The sequence below is a fragment of the Segatella copri genome (assembly GCF_026015465.1).
In the GTDB taxonomy this organism is placed as follows: domain Bacteria; phylum Bacteroidota; class Bacteroidia; order Bacteroidales; family Bacteroidaceae; genus Prevotella; species Prevotella copri_E.
The window spans coordinates 504381-525046 of sequence record NZ_JAPDUQ010000003.1 but is presented as its reverse complement, the minus strand read 5'-3'; the positions used below and the strand labels follow the sequence as shown (position 1 = coordinate 525046).

Annotated in this window: 13 protein-coding genes and 2 tRNA genes; 7 read left to right on the top strand and 8 right to left on the bottom strand. The window is 43.9% G+C overall.

Annotated elements, in window-relative coordinates:
- The first annotated feature begins 328 nt into the window (after positions 1–328).
- The 7 genes from ONT08_RS13275 to ONT08_RS13245 all read left to right on the top strand — a co-directional run bounded on the left by ONT08_RS13275 (position 329) and on the right by ONT08_RS13245 (position 10759).
- Positions 329–1615: an IS1380 family transposase gene (locus tag ONT08_RS13275; protein WP_264958933.1), complete on the top strand. Its 1287-nt coding sequence runs from the start codon at positions 329–331 to the stop codon at positions 1613–1615.
- Between the two features lie 360 nt (positions 1616–1975).
- On the top strand, positions 1976–4930 hold the full coding sequence (locus ONT08_RS13270; RefSeq protein WP_264960158.1) for a hypothetical protein: 2955 nt from the start codon (positions 1976–1978) through the stop codon (positions 4928–4930).
- 73 nt (positions 4931–5003) lie between these two features.
- Complete coding sequence (locus ONT08_RS13265) at positions 5004–5585, top strand: hypothetical protein (protein WP_119236395.1); 582 nt, start codon at positions 5004–5006, stop codon at positions 5583–5585.
- Positions 5586–5963 carry a DUF1573 domain-containing protein gene (locus tag ONT08_RS13260; RefSeq protein WP_119236396.1) on the top strand — a complete coding sequence of 126 codons (378 nt, stop codon included), beginning with the start codon at positions 5586–5588 and terminating at the stop codon, positions 5961–5963.
- 40 nt (positions 5964–6003) lie between these two features.
- Positions 6004–7155 (top strand): OmpA family protein, encoded by a 1152-nt coding sequence (locus ONT08_RS13255; protein WP_264960157.1) that lies wholly within the window; start codon positions 6004–6006, stop codon positions 7153–7155.
- A gap of 182 nt (positions 7156–7337) precedes the next feature.
- The gene (locus tag ONT08_RS13250; protein ID WP_264960156.1) at positions 7338–9089 is read left to right on the top strand and encodes an ATP-binding protein; all 1752 of its coding nucleotides are present in this window, start codon (positions 7338–7340) and stop codon (positions 9087–9089) included.
- Positions 9090–9202: 113 nt separating this feature from the next.
- Positions 9203–10759 carry an ATP-binding protein gene (locus ONT08_RS13245; RefSeq protein WP_264960155.1) on the top strand — a complete coding sequence of 519 codons (1557 nt, stop codon included), beginning with the start codon at positions 9203–9205 and terminating at the stop codon, positions 10757–10759.
- 83 nt (positions 10760–10842) lie between these two features.
- On the opposite strand, the gene asnS is transcribed toward ONT08_RS13245, so the two are convergent.
- The 8 genes from asnS to ONT08_RS13205 all read right to left on the bottom strand — a co-directional run bounded on the left by asnS (position 10843) and on the right by ONT08_RS13205 (position 20664).
- Complete coding sequence (gene asnS, locus ONT08_RS13240) at positions 10843–12270, bottom strand: asparagine--tRNA ligase (RefSeq protein WP_117587394.1); 1428 nt, start codon at positions 12268–12270, stop codon at positions 10843–10845.
- An 18-nt stretch (positions 12271–12288) separates the two neighbouring features.
- The gene (locus ONT08_RS13235; RefSeq protein ID WP_118085750.1) at positions 12289–13719 is read right to left on the bottom strand and encodes a pseudouridine synthase; all 1431 of its coding nucleotides are present in this window, start codon (positions 13717–13719) and stop codon (positions 12289–12291) included.
- Positions 13720–13815: 96 nt separating this feature from the next.
- Positions 13816–15162, bottom strand: a complete 1347-nt coding sequence (gene purB, locus ONT08_RS13230; protein WP_117587393.1) for an adenylosuccinate lyase — start codon at positions 15160–15162, stop codon at positions 13816–13818.
- A 129-nt stretch (positions 15163–15291) separates the two neighbouring features.
- Positions 15292–15366, bottom strand: a tRNA-Val gene (locus ONT08_RS13225).
- Positions 15367–15415: 49 nt separating this feature from the next.
- A tRNA-Val gene (locus tag ONT08_RS13220) sits at positions 15416–15490 on the bottom strand.
- A 336-nt stretch (positions 15491–15826) separates the two neighbouring features.
- Complete coding sequence (locus ONT08_RS13215) at positions 15827–16999, bottom strand: OmpA family protein (RefSeq protein ID WP_264960154.1); 1173 nt, start codon at positions 16997–16999, stop codon at positions 15827–15829.
- Between the two features lie 149 nt (positions 17000–17148).
- Positions 17149–19020 carry a DNA mismatch repair endonuclease MutL gene (mutL, locus tag ONT08_RS13210; RefSeq protein ID WP_119237906.1) on the bottom strand — a complete coding sequence of 624 codons (1872 nt, stop codon included), beginning with the start codon at positions 19018–19020 and terminating at the stop codon, positions 17149–17151.
- Between the two features lie 42 nt (positions 19021–19062).
- Positions 19063–20664: an OstA-like protein gene (locus ONT08_RS13205; protein WP_437181598.1), complete on the bottom strand. Its 1602-nt coding sequence runs from the start codon at positions 20662–20664 to the stop codon at positions 19063–19065.
- Positions 20665–20666: the final 2 nt, after the last annotated feature.

The window sequence follows — 20666 nt, the reverse complement described above, 5'->3', positions numbered from 1 at the left end:
CTTAGAAAAGTTCTTCGTTCTCTTTCAAAGGTCCTCTTAGAAAAGTTATTTTTTATCGTTCTTAAATATTGTGGCTTTTTATGACCACTCAGTTCTTATCGTCTTTGAAATATCTCCAGCCTGGAGATATTTCAAAGACGATAAGAACTGAGTGGTCATAAAAAACCACACGATATATAAGAACAATAAAATTCTAATTTCCGCAACACTATAATTTAATATTTTTTATAAGCACCTGAGCAACAAAAAGTTGCTCAGGATTTTGCCATGTCAGAAATTTCACTTATCTTAGTGTTGCAAAATAAAAACAAACAAAATTCTGAATGACATGGCAAAAGTACAAATAAAATCTGAGAAACTCACTCCTTTTGGAGGAATTTTTTCTATTATGGAGCAATTTGATTCTCTTTTAGCTCAAACAATAGATTCTACCTTGGGATTGAGATGCACATTGTTTGGTTATCAATATAGCGAGATTCTACGTTCTCTGATGTGCGTATATCTTTGTGGTGGCTCATGTATTGAGGATGTTACAACTCACCTGATGAAACATTTATCTCTTCATCCAACTCTTCGCACTTGCAGCGCAGACACCATATTACGTGCTATCGAAGAACTGACCTTTAAGAGCATCACCTATAAGTCTGCTTCTGGCAAATCCTATGATTTCAATACTGCAGACAAGATGAACTGCTTACTGGTCAATGCCCTGCTTGCTACTGGTCAATTGAAATCCGGTCAAGAGTATGATTTTGACTTTGACCATCAGTTCATTGAAACAGAGAAGTATGATGCAAAACCAACCTACAAGAAGTTCTTGGGCTATAGTCCAGGTGTAGCTGTCATTAACGACATGATTGTTGGTATTGAAAATAGAGACGGCAACACAAACGTGCGCTTCAACCAAAAAGAAACTTTGGAAAGAATCTTCAAGCGATTGGAGGCTTCGGAAATATATATTTCTCGTGCCCGCATGGATTGCGGCTCATGTTCGGAGGAAATCGTAGATATGGTAGAGGCTCATTGCAGGTATTTTTATATTCGTGCCAACAGATGCTCTTCTTTCTACGATTCCATGTTTGCCTTAACTGGATGGAAAACTGTTGAAATCAACGGTATTGAGTTTGAGTTGAATTCTATCCTTGTTGAGAAATGGAAAGGAAAACCGTATCGTCTTGTCATACAGAGACAAAGGCGAATAGATGGAGACCTTGACATTTGGGAAGGCGAATATACCTACAGATGTATACTGACTAACGATTACAAGTCGAGTGCAAGAGACATCGTGGAATTCTACAATCTTCGTGGTGGCAAGGAACGCATCTTCGATGACATGAACAATGACTTTGGCTGGAATCGATTGCCAAAATCGTTCATGGCACAGAATACTGTATTCCTGCTTATGACAGCTCTCATCAGAAACTTCTACAAAGCTATTATGCAGAGATTGAAAACCCATGAATTTGGATTGCGTGCCACCAGCAGAATCAAGACCTTTGTTTTCAAGTTCATCTCTGTTCCTGCGAAATGGATTAAGACATCACGTAGGCATGTATTGAACATTTACTCAGACAACAATGCTTATGCCAACCTGTTCAAGACAGACTTTGGTTAAAGACCATGCTTTTCTGGTTAAACCAGCGTATTACCTCAAGTCGCTTTATGGGGTAAGGGGATTTTGTGTCTGCGACATTTCTGTTATGCAAGAAATATGTACAATAAAATGAATTTTGTCGTTTTACAAGCAAAATCCCACTAAACCCTATAGGTTGCGGATTTGAGGAAAATAACTGTTCTAGGAGAACCTTTGAAAGAGAACGAAGAACTTTTCTAAGAGTGCAGACTCTTTTCATCAAACGGGACTCTTGATTCGATATAGAGAATTAATTAATAACTTCCTGCCGAAAGGCTAGGAAAAACGTATAACTTTATAAATATTTACCGTATGAAAAGAAAGTATTTAAGCGCGCTGCTTATGGGTGCATTAACAGTTGCATCTGTAAGTACCTTTACTTCTTGTAAGGATTACGATGACGACATTAGCAATTTGCAAAGACAGATTGACGATTTGTCAAAGACTCTCAGCGAGTTGCAGACAAAGATTAATGATGGTAGCATCTTGAAAAGCGTAGAGTCCGACGGTAATGGTGGTATCATTGTCACTGTTACAAAAAACGGCACGGACACTTCTTACAACATCAAACAGGGCGTGCAAGGCGCTGCTGGCCAGGACGGTGACGTTTGGAAGATTGGTGAAAATGGTTATTGGTACAAGAACGACACCAAGACTGAGTACTATGCACTTGGAACCAAGGGTGACCAGGGTGACCAGGGCGAGGCTGGTACTGCTGGCAAAGACGGCAAGTACTACGTTCCTAATCCTGACACTGGCACATTCTGGGTATATGGTGACGGTGACAAGGCTGCTTACGACTCTAAGATTGTCTATACAGCAACTAACGCGGATGTCATCACTGCAGTTTGGGACAACGATAACTTGACTTTGACAAACGTAGCAGGTGCTCCGGGCAAGAAGGTCGTTGTTAGCCTCTCAAGCGCATTGAAGAGTCTCGTATTCGATCCTGACTTCTATTATGCAGGTATCGAAGCATTCGACTTCGCTACTTACAAGTACAACCCTGCAACTGTCAAGGCTGTTGACGCTGATGGCGACTACTCTGAGGATGCTCCTACAGTAGCTGGCGATGCGTTCACATACGCTCCTGACTTGGCTGCTACCTATTTCTTGAACCCATCAAATGCCAAGATGTCTAACGATGCTGCTAAGTATAGCTTCATCGCATATAACAAGGATTATGTGTCAAGGGCTGCCGCTGATTACGGTTCTACTTTCAAGGTGGAGAGCGCAGACTTGACAACAAAGGGTAAGGTTACTGTACACGCTAAGTATAATGGTAATGCCATCAAGGATCTTGCAAATAGTGAAAAGGTTACTGTTCTTGCATTGCAATATACTTCTGGCGACTCAGTTGTTACTTCTGACTTCGCAGCTATCAAGGCTAGCACTTACAGCAAGTTGGTTTTGAATAATCCAACATTGCAGCATGTTGATGCTATTCCTTCACACCTCTATCAGACAGCAAAGAATGCTATCAATAACGAAGCACAGATCCATGTAGCTTGGAATAGCAAGGGTATCGACCTCCGTGAGTATGTCAACACTGACCGCACATACGACAAGGACGAGAATCCTACTTGTAAGGCTTGGGATAAGAATGCAGCCGAAGGCCTCGTAGAGAAGTCTGGTTTCAAGTACTCTTTCGAGTTGGTTGGTTACAAGTCTGGTGCTAACGAGACATCACAGAGTGCTCACGCTGCAATCGCATCTAATGGTTATACACTCCGCCCACAGATGACAGCTGGTGGTAAGCAGCAGGCTTACGGTGCAGCTCAGAATGAGGCTACTATCGGTCGTGAGCCATTGGTACGTGTTATCTTGAAGGATACTGTCAACAACAAGATTGCTGCTGTTGGTTACATCAAGGTTGTCATCGACAAGACTGTAGCTGAGAATAAGGCTGAGGAAGTTGACTTGGTAACAGTTAACAAGCCATACACAATCGCTTGTGGTGATAATAATATCGATCTCCAGAAGGTAACATGGGCACAGGTTGAGGAGCAGCTCTATGCTAAGCTCAACATGTCTAAGGAAGCTTTCGAGGATGCTTACGAGCTTGACGGTGGTACTGCAGATGCTAACCAGTTCGAGAAGGCTACAACCGATGCTGAGGCATTGGCAGCAGACAAGAAGATTGGTACTGTATCTCAGACAACAGCTGACGTAGCGGGTAAGCAGACTGAGGTTATCGCTTGGTCTATCAAGAACCAGGCTGCTTACGCTGCATTCAAGGCTGGTAAGACAACTTTGTCAACATACGTTCGTTATGCTTTGAAGGCTGGTAAGACTGCTGCCAACAAGTACGTTTACGTGAAGTTGACTTGGACTCCATCTGCTATCAACTTGAAGCCATCTACAACATTCGGCAACGAGAACAAGATTAAGAGCTACTGGTATGCAGCAAATAGCTCTGTAGCTGGTACAGGTTATGACGATGTTCACGGTAACGTTGAGGTTGTAGGTACAGAAGGTGCAGACGACGAGTACGTATTCGATTTGAAGAATGCTCTCGTAGGCAACAAGCTTTCAGTTAATCCTCTTACTGCTCCATACGCTGACTTGAACCAGGAGTTGAAGTTGACATTCGGCTTCGTAACAGGTAAGGGTCTCTTCGCTAGCGAAGATGGCACGAAGGTTTACGCCGAGAAGGAGTTGACTAATGTAGTTGCAAGCTTGGATCCTGTTAACGGCATCGTAACATACGCAGGCAACGAGACAGCAAAGAAGTTGTTGAACGCTTACGGTCACAAGGATTTGAAGAATACCGTTACAGCTATCGTTGCAGTGAAGGCTACTATCTGTGATAACATTGATGTTCCTGTTGCTTCTAATGAGTTTAATGTTAAGTTCCTCCGTCCTATCAACGTAGAGGAGGCTACAGCTAGCTTCGAGGATGCAGAAACTGCAGGTTCTACAGCTGATATCAAGTTGACATTCACGGACTGGCGTGATCACAACTTCACTGATACTAAGGTTACTAAGGGTCTGAATTACTTCGAGTACTATGGCGTACAGAAAATCGCTGTTGACATTGATAATGCAACAACAGACCTTAACGGTAACAGTAGCCAGAAGTTGAAGGATCTTACAGACAAGGTTAAGTTCACATTCTCTGCTCCTACTGCTATCTCTGCAAACAACTATGGTAATTTGAAGTACGAGAACAATGGTTTGACAGTTGGTCAGTTCCACGTTTACTTCCCAGCTACGATCACTTACGATTGGGGTACAATCAAGACAACTATCACTGCTACTGTAGGTAAGACACAGAGCAATGCTAAGCGTCACTAATTCGCAAAGCTTAAGGCTATAACATAATTATAGGCAGGCATGATTAGCATGCCTGCCTATTTTCATTATCACCATGATGAAGAAAGTTAATATAATATTAGGTATCTTATTCTTGGCTATCGCCTCAGTGACACTCAGTGGCTGTGGTGAGAAGAAAAAGAACAGCCCCTTGACAGGTTTTGAGCAGGCTATCACCAACGCTGATTCCGTAGAAGTAACCCACTTGGTCAACCAGTTCTTTGAATACGCCGAGAATGGCAACTATGATGCAGCCGCTGGTATGCTGTTCAAGGACAATGTGGACTCCGTATACAACGAGCCGCAGCCCCTTGACAACAAGGCTATGACAGATTTGAAGAACATGCTTTCTTCCCTGCCCATCCAAAGCCACAAGATAGATTACATCAAGTTCAAGGAAGCATACGCCAACGAGGTAAAGTGTACAGCCATCATCATGCCGGCACACGACAATGTGCCAGAGATCAAGACCGTCTTTTACTTCAAGCCTATTGACTATCTTGGCAAGTGGAAACTTTGTATGATTGATTCTCATAACGGCGACCGACCTGTTGTCGATCATGCCAAGAAAGACTCAATGCAGAGGGAATATGAGACAGAGATGAGGGAGAAGAACCTCGAGAAGCTCAAGAAGTAAATGAAAAAGCTTTTCTTTCTCTTATGGATGACGGGAATTGGCTGTCTGACGATGGCAAAGAATCCTGTGGGCAAGATTGAGTTCGAGAAGACTTCCTTTCATTTCGGAACCTTCGAGAAGCGTATCGTCAGAACTTGTGTCTTTGTCTTCAAAAACACGGGAAGCGCTCCTGTCGTCATCAATCAGGTCAATACCACTTGCAACTGTACTTCCGTCCGCTTTGCCCAAATCCCCATATTGCCTAATAAAAAAGGTTATATCACCGTCATATACGATGGCAAGTATTACAACAAGGGGCATTTTAGAAAAAGCATCGACGTTTGGTCGAATGCAGAGAATGGTATGGTGCGATTGTTTATCTCTGGTACAACAAAGTAAGCGTTATTATTGAATCATTTTTTTCAAAAAACATTTAAAAATGATGATAGCAAAAATTAAGTATGTCTTGTTTGCTTCAGCCTTGATGGCTGGCACAGCAACAAGTATGGCTCAAGCCACCTATACAGACAAAGATGGCAATGAGTATCAATTCAAGAAGCACTTCTACCTCGATATTCAGGGTGGTGGACAGTATACACTGGGCGAGGCAAAGTTCAAGGACTTACTCTCTCCTAATATTCAGGGAGCTATTGGCTATCAATTCTCTCCAGTTTTCGGACTCCGTGCTCAGATGAACGGACTCTGGAGCAAGGGCGGCTGGGCTGGTTTCCGCTCCAAAGTGGGAGAAAAGCCTTACAACGCCAAATATAAGTTTAAATATCTAGCTCCGGGTGTGGACTTCATGTTCAACCTCTCTAACCTCTTCTGTGGTTGGAACCCGAACCGTGTGTTCAATATAAGTGCTTTCGCTGGCGGTGGTATCAACTGGGCAGGAGCTAACCAGGAAGTAAACGACATCGCTGCCACGCTTGAGAACCTCAACGACTACAACCTGGAGTATCTCTGGCAGGGAAAGAAGGTTCGCCCTTACGGCAGAGCCGGTATCGACCTGGAATTCAAGGTAAGCAAGGCTGTGAGCATCATGCTCGAAGGCAATGCCAACATGATTTCAGACAAGTACAACTCTAAGAAGGCAGATAACCCTGACTGGTACTTCAATGCACTGGCAGGTGTACGCATCAACCTGGGCAAGAGCTATACCAAGAAGGCTAAGCCGGTAGAGGAACCTGCTCCGGCACCAGCTCCTAAGCAGGAATATGTAGCTCCTAAGCCAGAGCCTAAGCCGGCTCCTGTAGAGAAGAAGGTAGAGGAGATTCGCCGTGACATCTTCTTCACCATCAATTCTTGCAAGATTGCTCCTGCTGAGGATGCTAAGATCCGTGAGGTGGTTGACTTCCTGAACAAGAACACAGAGGCAAAGGTTGTAGTAACCGGTTATGCTGACAAGGGTACAGGCAATGACGTCATCAACGACCGCATCGCTGCCAAGCGAGCAGCAGCTGTGGTTTGGATGCTGACAAAGAAATATAATATACCTTCTGAGCGCATTACAGAAGAATCTAAGGGTGCACGTGTGCAGCCTTTTGCGGAAAACGCAGAGAACCGTGTAACGATCATGATCGCTAAGTAGTACGGTAAGTTTATAATGCGACAATCAATTATTTTAATTGGTGGCGGGGCATCCTCAAGGGTGCCCCGTTTTTCGTTCAGCTATCCCTTCCTTCTCCCGCTCATTTTGTTATTTTTTCACCATTTCTTGCAGTTTCTCAATATTTTGTTGTACCTTTGCAACGTATTAAAAAATAAGCGATTATGGAACGAGCTAAAAGAATACCTTACGGAGTGTCTGACTTCATCGACATCATTGAGAGAAATCAATATTATGTCGATAAGACCATGTATATACCTAAGTTAGAGGATGAGCCTGATGCCTTGTTCTTTATTCGCCCTCGCCGTTTTGGCAAGAGCTTGTTTATCAGTATGCTGAGGGCTTATTATGACATCAAACGTAAAGATAAGTTTGATAAGTTGTTTGGCAACCTTTGGATAGGTTCGCATCCTACAGAAAATCAGGGAAAGTATCAAGTCTTGTTTCTTGATTTCTCCAAGATAGGAGGTTCGATAGACCAATTGGAAGAAAACTTCAATGCCTATTGCAATGAATGTATTGATAGCTTTATCGAAACTTATCAGGAGTATTATCCCGAACGAGTAGTGGAAAATGTGTTGAATGCAAAAACTGCTGCCAGAAAGTTGAATGCCATTGGGATTGCTGCAGAGAAAAAGAATCTTCCACTTTATCTTATAGTAGATGAGTATGACAACTTTACCAATGTTGTGCTCAATGAGCAGGGGGAGGAAGTGTATACGGCTCTTACCCATGCCAGTGGTTTTTATCGGGAGATTTTCAAGGTGTTTAAGGGAATGTTCTCTAAAATCTTTATGACAGGCGTAAGTCCTGTTACACTGGATGATTTGACTAGTGGATTCAACATCGGATGGCATATCTCTACCAAGCCTGCCTTTAATCAAATGCTTGGTTTCTCTACCGAAGATGTAAGAGATCTCTTCACTTATTATAAGGAGAATGGGGAAATTCGACCGGATAGTAATGTGGAGGCTATCATAGAAGAGATGAAACCATGGTATGACAACTATTGTTTCTCTAAGAGTGCGTTGAAGACTCAGAGTAAGGTTTTCAACAGCGATATGGTGTTCTATTATTTGCGAAATTATCGTGAGACAGGTGAAGGTCCAGAGAATATGATGGATCCTAATACCAAGACAGACTATGGCAAGATGAAAAAATTGCTGCAGCTTGATAAACTGGATGGCGACCGTAAGGGTGTGCTGCGTACCATCATCGAGAATGGAGAAATAATAGGTAATATTGAGGAAAGTTTTCCTGCCAAATTGTTGGTAAAGCCACGGATGTTTATCAGTCTTCTGTTCTATTATGGAATGTTAACAATAAAGGGAACACGCGGAGACCAGCTGGTGCTTGGCATTCCAAATAACAATGTTCGCAAGCAATACTATACCTATCTGCTGGAGCAATATGACGAAGTCTGTGCGGTAGACGAAATGAGTCTTAAGTCTTTGTTTACCGATATGGCTTTTGATGGTCAATGGAAACCTGCGCTGGAGTTTATGGCACAGGCTTATGCCAAGGTCTCTTCCGTTAGAGATAGCATAGAGGGTGAACGTAATCTGCAAGGTTTCTTTATGGCATATTTGAATCTGAACAGTTACTATTATACGATGCCCGAATTGGAATTGAATCATGGATATTGTGACTTTTTCCTGTTGCCAGACTTGACTCATTACGATACCAAGCACAGCTATATTATCGAACTGAAGATGCTGTCAAAGAAAAATTTTGGAGCTATGGCTGATAATGGCAGACAAACCAAGGCGGAAGAGCAATGGGAGCAAGCTGTGGAACAAATAAACCGATATGCCGATGCTCCAAGAGTAGAAGCCTTGCGTCAAGGTACCAAACTCCATAAGATAATTATGCAGTTTGAGGGGTATCAGTTGAGGAAGATAGATGAAATTGATTAAAGAAGATAAGCATTTTGTCTCTTAAACTCTGGGTTTTGGTTAATTTTACATCTTTTTTTCCTCATTCTCATTATTTTGTTGTACCTTTGCAACGTATTAAAAAATAAGCGCTTATGGCTATAAAACAATATCCTTTGGGAATACAGACCTTTGAGCGTATCCGTAAGGAGGACAAGCTCTATATAGATAAGACGGAATATATCTACCGCATGACCCATTCTGATGGTACATATTTCTTCGTGGGGAGACCACGCCGTTTTGGAAAGTCGCTCCTTGTTTCGACCATGCAAAGTTATTTTGAAGGTAAGAAAGACTTGTTTAAAGGACTTGCCATGGAACAGCTTGAAAAAGAATGGATAGAATATCCTGTAATCCATCTGGATATGAGTGGAGGAAAGTATATGTCTGAAGATCAGCTACAACGATATCTGATAGATTTGGTGGAAGAACAGGAACGGAAATTTAACTTTCATAATGAGAAGATAGATATAAATCTTCGCTTGAAAGACCTCATTATGTCTTTATATCAGACTACAGGCAAGAAGGTGGTAGTGCTGATTGACGAGTATGATGCCCCTTTGCTGGACGTGGCTCACGAAAAAGAGGAGTTGGTTAAGCTTCGCAACATCATGCGTAATTTCTTCAGCCCGCTGAAGGCGCGTGAAGCCTATCTTCGTTTTGTCTTTTTTACGGGTATTACTAAGTTTTCGCAAGTGAGTATATTCAGTGAATTGAATAACGTCACCAATGTATCCATGTATGATGAATATGCTGGTATGTTGGGGATTACCAAGGAAGAACTTAGCGGGCAATTATCAGAAGATATAGAAGTGCTGGCTACAAAAATGCATCTTACCAAGGAGCAGACCTTAGATAAGTTGACTGAGAATTATGATGGATATCATTTTTCAGCTTATTCACCTGATGTCTTCAACCCTTACAGCCTGTTCAATTGCTTCGCTCAGGGTAAGTTGGGTTCTTATTGGTTTGCCTCTGGTACGCCAACCTATCTTATCAATATGATGCGTAAATATCATGTGCTTCCTACAAGCATTACGCGTGTTGAGGCTGACGAGAGTGAATTTGATGCACCTACAGAGGATATGACTACAATGATGCCGCTGCTTTACCAGAGTGGTTATTTGACCATCAAGGATTATAACAGAGATTACAACTATTATACGCTTGATATTCCTAACAAGGAGGTGAAGATAGGGTTGACCAAGGCTTTGATTCCGTCTTATGTTACTGGTAATACGCTTGCTACTACCAATACGGCTCGTCGCATAGCACAGGCTTTGGATAAGCAAGACATGGATGGAGCTTTGCATCTGCTACAGGATTTTCTGGGTACTGTGCCTTATTGCAATGTCACCAATCATGAGGGGCATTATCAGCAGATGCTTTTCATCATCTTCTCGCTCCTCACCGATTATCTGGTAGATGTAGAGGTGCATACTCCAAAGGGAAGGGTAGATGTCGTTTTGTTGACTGGAACAGATTTATACATCATAGAACTGAAACTTGATAAGAGTGCTCAGGCTGCAATGCAGCAAATCAATCTCAAAAACTATCGCCAGCGTTTCGCTCTCTGCAACAAACCTATAACGAAAGTTGGTATCAACTTCGACTCTTCAAAGGGAAACATAGAGGATTGGGTGATAGAGTAGTAGCTGCGTTGGCCATCGCAAGTACTTGCGAAGAACAATGAAGCCTGTTTCGAAGGGCATCGAAACAGGCTTCATTTTTTATTCTAGAATTCTGCGTTCTTTGGTGTACGTGGGAATGGAATCACGTCGCGGATATTCTGCATACCGGTTACGAAGAGAATCAGACGCTCGAAACCGAGACCGAAACCTGCGTGTGGGCATGAACCGTACTTACGGGTATCGAGATACCAGTTCATATCCTTCATAGGGATGTTGCGAGCCTCAATCTCACCCATCAGCTTGTCATAACTCTCCTCACGGACAGAACCACCGATAATCTCACCAATCTGTGGGAACAGTACGTCGGTACCCTGAACGGTCTGACCGCTCTTGCCACCGAAACCACTCTCCTCCTCGTCTATCTTCATATAGAATGCCTTGATAGCCTTAGGATAGTTGGTCATGATAACCGGGCGCTTGAAGTGCTCCTCTACGAGGAAACGCTCATGCTCTGAAGCCAGGTCATCACCCCACTCGCATGGGAACTCAAACTTCTTGCCGTTGGCAATAGCCTCCTGAAGGATGCGGATACCCTCGGTATATGGAAGATGAACGAAGTCGGAATTCAATACGCCTTCCAGACGGGCAATCAGACCCTTGTCAATCATCTTGTTCAAGAAAGCAAGATCGTCCTTGCAATGCTCCAGTGCCCAACGGATACAATACTTGATGAAGTCTTCCTCCAACTCCATCAAACCGTCCATATCCAGGAAAGCAACCTCTGGCTCTACCATCCAGAACTCAGCCAGGTGGCGAGGAGTATTACTGTTCTCTGCACGGAAGGTTGGACCGAAGGTATAGATGGCGCCGAGTGCTGTAGCACCGAGCTCACCCTCCAACTGACCGGAAACGGTCAATGAAGTCTGCTTGCCGAAGAAATCATCAGAATAGTCAATCTTGCCATCCTCGGTTTTCTTCAGGTTGTAGAGGTTCTTGGTAGTTACCTGGAACATCTGACCAGCACCCTCGCAGTCGCTGGCTGTGATGAGCGGAGTATTGAAATAGAAATATCCATGCTCATGGAAGTAAGTGTGGATAGCCATTGCCATGTTATGGCGGATACGCATCACGGCACCAAAGGTATTGGTACGGAGACGGAGGTGAGCATACTGACGCATGTATTCGAAGCTCTGTCCCTTCTTCTGCATAGGATAGTCGCTGCCGCAGAGACCGTAAATCTCGATGCTCTCGCACTGGATCTCAACACTCTGTCCGGCACCCTGGCTTTCTACCAGCGTACCTACAGCGCTGATACAAGCACCAGTCGTAATCTGACGGAGCTGATTTTCATCGACCTTTGATGGGTCGACTACTATCTGAATATTATTAATAGTAGAACCATCGTTAAGAGCGATAAAATCGACTGCTTTGCTACTACGATGGGTACGAACCCATCCCTTGACATTCACGATTGAGCCGTAGGCTGTACTCTTGAGCAAGTCTACAACTTTAGTTCTTTTTACTTTTTCCATTGTTAATATTAATGTTTCTTATTCAAAAGCACCCATGCGGAGCATGTCTACCTCCTTCTCAGTAAGGAAGCGCCAGTCACCGCGACGGAGATTTTTCTTAGTCAAACCTGCGAACTGTACACGGTCGAGCTTGGTAACACGATAGCCGAGGCTCTCGAAGATACGACGCACGATACGGTTCTTGCCACTATGAATCTCGATGCCAACCTGTGCCTTGTCGCGATCATCAGCATACTCTACAGCATCTGCCTTGATCTCACCATCTTCCAAGGTGATACCCTCACGGATCTGATCCATATCGTGAGCTGTCAGGTTCTTATCGAGGTGAACGTGATAAACCTTCTTCTTCAGGAACTTAGGGTGAGTAAGCTTAGAAGCCAGGTCACCATCGTTGGTCAAGAGAAGTACACCTGTTGTATTACGGTCGAGACGGCCTACAGGATAGATACGCTCAGGACAAACATCCTTTACGAGGTCCATCACAGTCTTGCGCTGCTGAGGATCATCGCTGGTTGTAACATAATCCTTTGGCTTGTTGAGCAATACGTATACCTTCTTCTCCAAAGATACAGGAGCGTCGTGGAACTTCACCTCATCGGTACGAAGAATCTTGGTACCCAACTCGGTAACTACCTCACCATTGACAGTTACCAGACCTGCCTGGATGAACTCATCAGCCTCACGGCGAGAGCAAACACCAGCATTGGCGAGGAACTTGTTCAAGCGCAATGGCTCTGTTGGGTCGATGTTCTCCTCCTTATATTCGATACGCTTCTTCATGCTATACTTAGCATTTGGATCGTAACCAGGAGTGTGCTGACGGAAACCGCCACCACGGTTGTTGCCATAGCCACCACCCTGTGGACGGCCATAACCGCCACGGTTGTTGCCATAACCACCCTGCTGAGGACGACCATAGCCGCCACCACGGTTGTTGCCATAGCCGCCACCCTGTGGACGACCATACCCACCACGGTTGTTGCCATAACCACCCTGCTGAGAACGAGACTGGTAGCCGCCCTGCTGGCGTGGCTGGTAGCCACCCTGCTGACGAGGCTGATAACCACCCTGCTCATCATTATTGTTGTAACGAGGACGATAGCCACCCTGCTGAGGACGAGACTGATAGCCTCCCTGCTGACGTGGCTGGTAGCCACCACGGTTGCTGTTACCATAACCACCACGGCTCTGATAGCTGCTGCGCTGTGGACGCTCGCTGCTGCCTGTACTCTGCAAGCCAGCACCGAAACCTTCAGGACGGAAACCGCCTTCGCTGTTACTGCTACTTCTGTCGCTGCTGTATGCGCGATGTGAATTGATACGAGGACGCTGTGTGCGACCTACTGGTCGATAACTCTTCTGATAACCACCTGCTGGGTTGTAGCCCTCACGGGTTCTCTCATTCTCAGAAGACTGATCTTGAGGTTTGTTTTCAAATTCTGAATCCATTTTCTTAAAATACTTAATAGCCTCACGGCTGGGTTAATAAATCTAATTTTTACTTTTTTATATATGTACTAAAACTACAAAATTCCTTTGTGTATATTAGATACCTGTATAATTGCTTGGTGTGATTGCCATCAGTTCTGCCTTAACACTATCACTCACATTCAATCCCTGGATAAACTCATGAATAGTTTCCTCAGTCATGTGCTGGTTGGTACGTGTCAACGCCTTCAATGCCTCGTAAGGATGTGGATATGCCTCACGGCGAAGGATAGTCTGGATAGCCTCAGCTACAACTGCCCATGTATTATTCAAATCTTCCTGCAGTTTCTCCTCGTGAAGAATCAGTTTACGCAAGCCCTTCAATGTACTCTGGATAGCAATGACGCTATGACCGAGAGGCACACCGATGTTACGGAGTACGGTACTGTCAGTAAGGTCGCGCTGCAAGCGGCTAACCGGAAGTTTCTGTGCCAGGAACTGAAGAATGGCATTGGCTATGCCCAGGTTACCTTCACTGTTCTCATAATCGATAGGGTTCACCTTGTGAGGCATCGCACTTGAGCCTACCTCACCTGCCTTGATCTTCTGCTTGAAGTAATCCATAGAGATATACATCCAGAAGTCACGGTCTAAGTCGATGATTATGGTGTTGATACGACGGATGGCGTCAAAGATAGCGCCAAGGTAGTCATAGTTACTGATCTGTGTGGTATACTGCTCGCGCTCCAAACCGAGTTTTTCGCTGACAAACTTGTTACCGAATGCTTTCCAGTCATACTGTGGATAAGCTACATGGTGAGCATTATAGTTACCGGTAGCACCACCGAACTTAGCTGTAATCTTGCAAGCCTTGAGCGAATTGAGCTGCTCGGTAAGACGGTAAACATAAACCATGATTTCCTTGCCCAGACGGGTAGGTGAAGCAGGCTGTCCGTGAGTCTTAGCCAGCATAGGCACATCCTTCCACTCATCAGCATAAGTCTGAAGTTGGGCTATCAGCTCTTCTACCTGTGGATTGAAGCACTCTTCCAAAGCTTCTTTTACAGAGAGAGGCACACTTGTGTTGTTGATATCCTGGGATGTCAAACCAAAATGGATAAACTCCTTGTAAGCATCCAAGCCACCGATTTTATCAAATTCTTCCTTGATAAAATACTCTACAGCCTTTACATCGTGATTGGTAATCTTCTCGATGTCTTTTACGCGCTGTGCTTCATTCTCGTCAAAATTACGATAAATGTCACGCAGACGTTCGAACAGCGACTTGTCGAAAGAAGCAAGCTGTGGCAAAGGTAACTCGCATAGAGTAATGAAGTATTCAATCTCTACGCGTACACGATAACGAATGAGAGCATACTCTGAAAAGTAGTTAGCGAGCTGCTCTGTTTTTCCCCTATAACGACCATCAATTGGTGATATGGCAGTCAATAAATCTAAATTCATAACAATACGTATTATATATAGGGTGCAAAATTAATGAATTATCGTGAGAAAACAGAGAAAATAGTGATAAAATAATTTAAAAGCATAAAAAAAAGGTCTCTCAACATTGTTGAAAGACCTTCACCATTGTGGGCGTTGACGGATTCGAACCGCCGACCCTCTGCTTGTAAGGCAGATGCTCTAAACCAGCTGAGCTAAACGCCCTTAAAAAAGTCCCTGCAACCACAAAAGTGAATCACAGGGAACACCCCCGTGGGCGCTGACGGATTCGAACCGCCGACCCTCTGCTTGTAAGGCAGATGCTCTAAACCAGCTGAGCTAAGCGCCCTTACTTTTCGTAAGCGGTTGCAAAGGTACGACTATTTTTTGGTTCCACCAAATTTTTCAGCAACTTTTTTCGTTTTTTCTTCAAAAAAGTGCATTTTCTGGTGTTTCTCCTCAATTTTCAGGGTAAAAACGGTCAGTTTTTGCATTTCAATTGCCAAAAACAGCCAACCAAGAGAAAGTACTTACGATGGGACTGCAAAACCTCTTTCAACCCCAAAAGGTACTTATTGAGAAAGAAAAGTTCTTTTTAAGAAATTCAAAGAAACAAAAAAGGCATTCTTCACGAGGAAGAATGCCCTATTCTATTTTTATACCTTATATTATATATACTGTATAATTACTCACCAACCTGAACAGTTGCACGACGGTTGTAAGAAGCAGGAGTCAAATCCTTAACACCACCGTTAGCCTTAACTACGATGTTCTCCTTAGCGACACCCAACTTAACGAGCTCATCAGCTACCTTCTCAGCACGAGCCTTAGAAATCTTCTGGTTAACAGCTGCAGAACCAGTAGCGCTGTCAGCATAACCGTTAACTACCAACTTAGCGTTGTTGTCCTTAGCATACTGAGCGAGAGCCTGTACGTTTACGAGATCCTTCTTAGAAGCAACCTTAGACTTGCCGATGTTGAAGAATACAGAAACTGGAGTAGCAACATACTCCTTAACTGCCTTTTCCTCTACAGGCTTCTGGTTGTTCAAGAGATTCTTCAAACGGTCGTTCTCTGCATTAGCATCGTTCAACTTAGCATTGAGAGCGTCGAGTTCTGACTGATGAAGAGCGTTGATAGCATCAACATCTGGAACCTTGTTCCAAGTAGCCTTACCCAAGTTGTATGTAACACCGACCTCAACATTCAAAGAGCGGTCGTGTCTTGCAATCACCTTGTCGATAGAGCGAGATGTGCTAGGCTTAGCACCTGCCAATACACCTGTGTAACCATCATAGTCGTTAGCACCTAATGCATAGTTTACATCGAGGTTGACAGCCCACTTCTTATTGATCTTGAACTCGTTCAAGATACCAACACCAACTACAGGAGCATAGCAGTTAGCGCTCATGTTACGGTTAATACCAAAACCTGCGTAAGGGATGCAATCCCAAACACGAGCCTCGTTGTAACCACACAACATATTGCTAACATTGAACAAAACCTGCTCATTCAAAGTCCAATACTTATTTGCATTTGTTGACTTATCCTCAGAAACTACTGTACGACCCCAAGCGCCATTGAACTTGGTACGGAGACCGAGACCTGGTGTAAACCACTTACCTACAGCAACAGAGAAACCGAGATTGTTTCTGAAACCCTTGAGTGGGCTCTTAGAGAAACCATTGCCCTCTTCCTGGTTGCCCCAGAATGCAGAACCAGCAACGTTTGCCTGAACAAACCAATTGCTCCAGAAAGAATTTGTTGCAACGCTATACTTCTCAGTAGTTGCTGCATCCTGAGCCATACTGCCCATTGTTACGCTAGCCAATGCTAGCACTGCTAATAACTTTTTCATAACTTTATAATTTAAAAATCAATTTATATATATATACCTTCTGAATGACGGAGCAAAGATAATACTATTTTTTGAAATAACCTTCATTTTCTAAAAAAAATAGCATTTTTCGTTAACTTTTTAAAGAAAAACGGGATTTTTCCCTGCTTTTAACCTAAAAGATGCTCAATTTCCTGCTGACGGAGGATACAAAGTACCGACTTTCCATCGGGCGTATAATTGACATTCTGGCAGGCAAAAAGATCATTCACCAGCCCCTCCATCTCTTCATTACTCAATATCTGCCCCTGAGGTATTGCAGCCTGGCGAGCCAGACTCAAAGCCAAAGTCTGATTGATTTCATCAATGGCTGATACGCCCTTTTCTACTGCAGAAGAAACCATGTCCTGTACCAGTTTAAGAGGATTCAATCCTTCAAGTCCGCCAGGAACTGAATTTACGGCATAGCTTCCGCCTCCAAGATCTTCCAGTTCAAAGCCCATCGATTCCATTTCAGGCAGGATCTTTTCAAAGATTACCTTCTCTGACATCGGGAACTGCACAACCTCAGGAAAGAGGACTTTCTGTGAATGAAAGGTCCGGTCAGCCAACTGGCGCAAATACTGTTCGAACAAGACACGCACATGGGCACGATGCTGGTCGATAATCATCAATCCCGATTTTACCGCAGTCATGATATACTTACCTTTATACTGATAATGGGCTGGCGATTTCTCTGCAATGATACTGTCTGGCGTATTATCCTGACTAGAATCATCGGAAAACACCATGGTCTGTTCCATCCCCTGCACATCATCCTGATCTTTGAGTCCTTCATAAAGCTGTTCCCATTTTTCATCCACCTGAGGTTTCGACTTAGGAACAGAGAAACTGGCTCCCATAGGGACTGCTCCCGTGGAAGAGGAAGACTTGAACGGATTATAACCAGGATTCAAACTGATCTTCGGTGCCGCAGCAGCCGTACTCATCTCTGGATTATAAACAGGGATGTCCGGTTTATCCTCGGTATCGAAATCAATGGTAGGTACATCATTGAACATACCGATGGACTCCTTGACCGAAGCCGAGAGGATTTGCCAGATAGCCTGCTCATTCTCGAATTTGATTTCAGTCTTCGTAGGATGGATATTCACATCAATATCCTTCGGATCTACATCAAAATACAGAAAGTAAGGCACCTGTTCACCCTGAGGAACCAGACGGTCATAAGCAGCCATCACAGCCTTATTGAAATAAGGATGTTTCATGTATCTCCCGTTGACAAAGAAGAACTGATGCACACCTTTCTTTCTGGCAGATTCCGGTTTGCCCACAAATCCAGACACCTTACACATAGTGGTTTCTACATTTACCGGCAGGAGTTCCTGATTGAAACGCTTGCCGAAGACATCGAGAATGCGCTGACGCAAATTAGCGGCACGCAAATTGAATACTTCGGTACCATTGCTATGTAAAGTAAAGGTGATTTGAGGATTTACCAATGCAATCCGCTCGAAAGCCGTCAGAATATTGTTCAACTCTGTAGAATTGGACTTCAGGAACTTTCTTCGCGCGGGTACGTTATAAAAGATATTGCTGACAGAGAAGATGCTTCCCACAGCACAGGAGCATGGCTCCTGTTTCTCATATCGGGAACCAGAAATCTGTATCAGGGTTCCTATCTCGTCGGTAGCCTGTCGTGACTTCAGTTCTACCTGAGCCACAGCAGCTATAGACGCCAAAGCTTCGCCACGGAAGCCCATGGTGCGAAGTGCAAACAAATCATCAGCCTTACGGATTTTGGAAGTAGAATGACGTTCGAAAGCCAAACGAGCATCTGTTTCAGACATACCTTTTCCATCATCTATCACCTGGATGTTGGTACGGCCAGCATCGGTAACTGTGACATGGATATTCCTGGCACCCGCATCGACTGCATTTTCGACCAGCTCCTTGATAACTGAAGCCGGACGCTGTATAACCTCACCTGCTGCTATCTGATTGGCAACAGAATCGGGTAAAAGTTGAATAATATCACTCATCTCTAAATGTTAATCATATAAGAAAATGATGCTTCATTATAATCAGTCAGTCAGTTTCTGAAGTGGAGCTTCATGACGCTTAATGTTCTTGAGTTCGGAGCCCTTGGATTTACCACGCCATACAAAGATATCATTCTTATCTTTAGGACGCAAGTCCTCGAACCAGGCAAAATTGTTAAGTTTATATTTTGCCGGCGGAATCTGCGTCATAGGATACATGGTAGATGTAAACTTATTGGTCCAGATTTTCTCCATCTTCCTGCCCGGTCCCATATACATACGCATGGTATCGGTCTCCAGATAATTCAAGCCAATGAGCGAACTGTCCTTATCATCCGTCATATAATAGATGGTCTGCACATTACCGATAGACTCTCCTTGTTTAATCTCACCTTTTTCAAAGTAAGATTTCATCTCAGAAGAACTGATCTGATTGAAATGAACACTATCCGGCATCTGCTCTACAGACAGCGCCTGTCCGATGACATGGGCAAAACGAACGGTAGAGTCGTTCATGAAGACCAGAATCTTCTCGCCCAGCAACTGACGGTTTCCATTCCAGACGATAGGATCCTTATACATGGTCATGCAGGAATCCTGAGAATTGAAAACCAGGGAATCGCAGATGGCCTGCATATCCAGACGATAGGCACGGACCTTAGGATAAGCATGCACCTTACGGTATACCGAATCGGTATTGATATGGAAGGTATTGATACGCATGGTATCAGAATGAACCCAAAGGGTATCTTTCTGCGAATAGTCGATCGCTACAGGATTGCGGGTGGCAAAGCCATTACCGGTTTTCTCGTTGTAACGCAGATAATTGCAAGTCAGGGAATTTTTATTTTTCTTGTCTACATAAACCACATTGCCATATCCGGTACTCTCTCCATCCTTTACATAATAGAGCGTATCACCCGTAAGTGTCTTGTCTTTATCCATAACCGTAGAACGGCCGTAAAGCTGTGCTCTATCGGTCTTGGTATCATAATATCCGTCTTCTGTCTTGACAACACTTGCACCGGAAACAATCTTAGAAGGTCCTACCATGTGAGCCTTTGACTTACGGACATCGTAATACAAAGTATCGGTGGTAACAACATCCTTGCCGCTGCGCAACTTGACATTATAGACAAACTTAGCCTCACGCGTTTCGGTATGATACTCACCCCAATCGGCAACCAGCTTATCCTTACCATCAATCAGCGTTCCGCCGTCAAAGAAGTTTGCCATATTATACAAGCGGTCGAAATCCAAGCTATCAGTACGCAAAGTCTGCCGACGATGATGCAAGACCACATTCTTGCGTGCTCTCATCATCTGCATCTGCCCATCATACTCTGCTCTATCACAAGTGAGTGACAAGGTGTCTCCCTGCCGGTAATGAACATGTCCGAAAGCTTTCACGGAATTAGAAGCCTGATAGAAATACGCGCTGTCACAGGTAAGATGACTGCCCTGATGCAAGAAAGAGACCTTACCTTTTAATATTTGGGCATCAGGATTATTACCGAACATATCATAGTACAATTCATCTGCATGCAAAAGATATACGCGGTCACCATGAGGGCGTTTTCTGGCATGCTTCTTTGGAGCCTGCATGGCTTGCATCAGACAAAACCCAAACAGGCATAGAACCATAA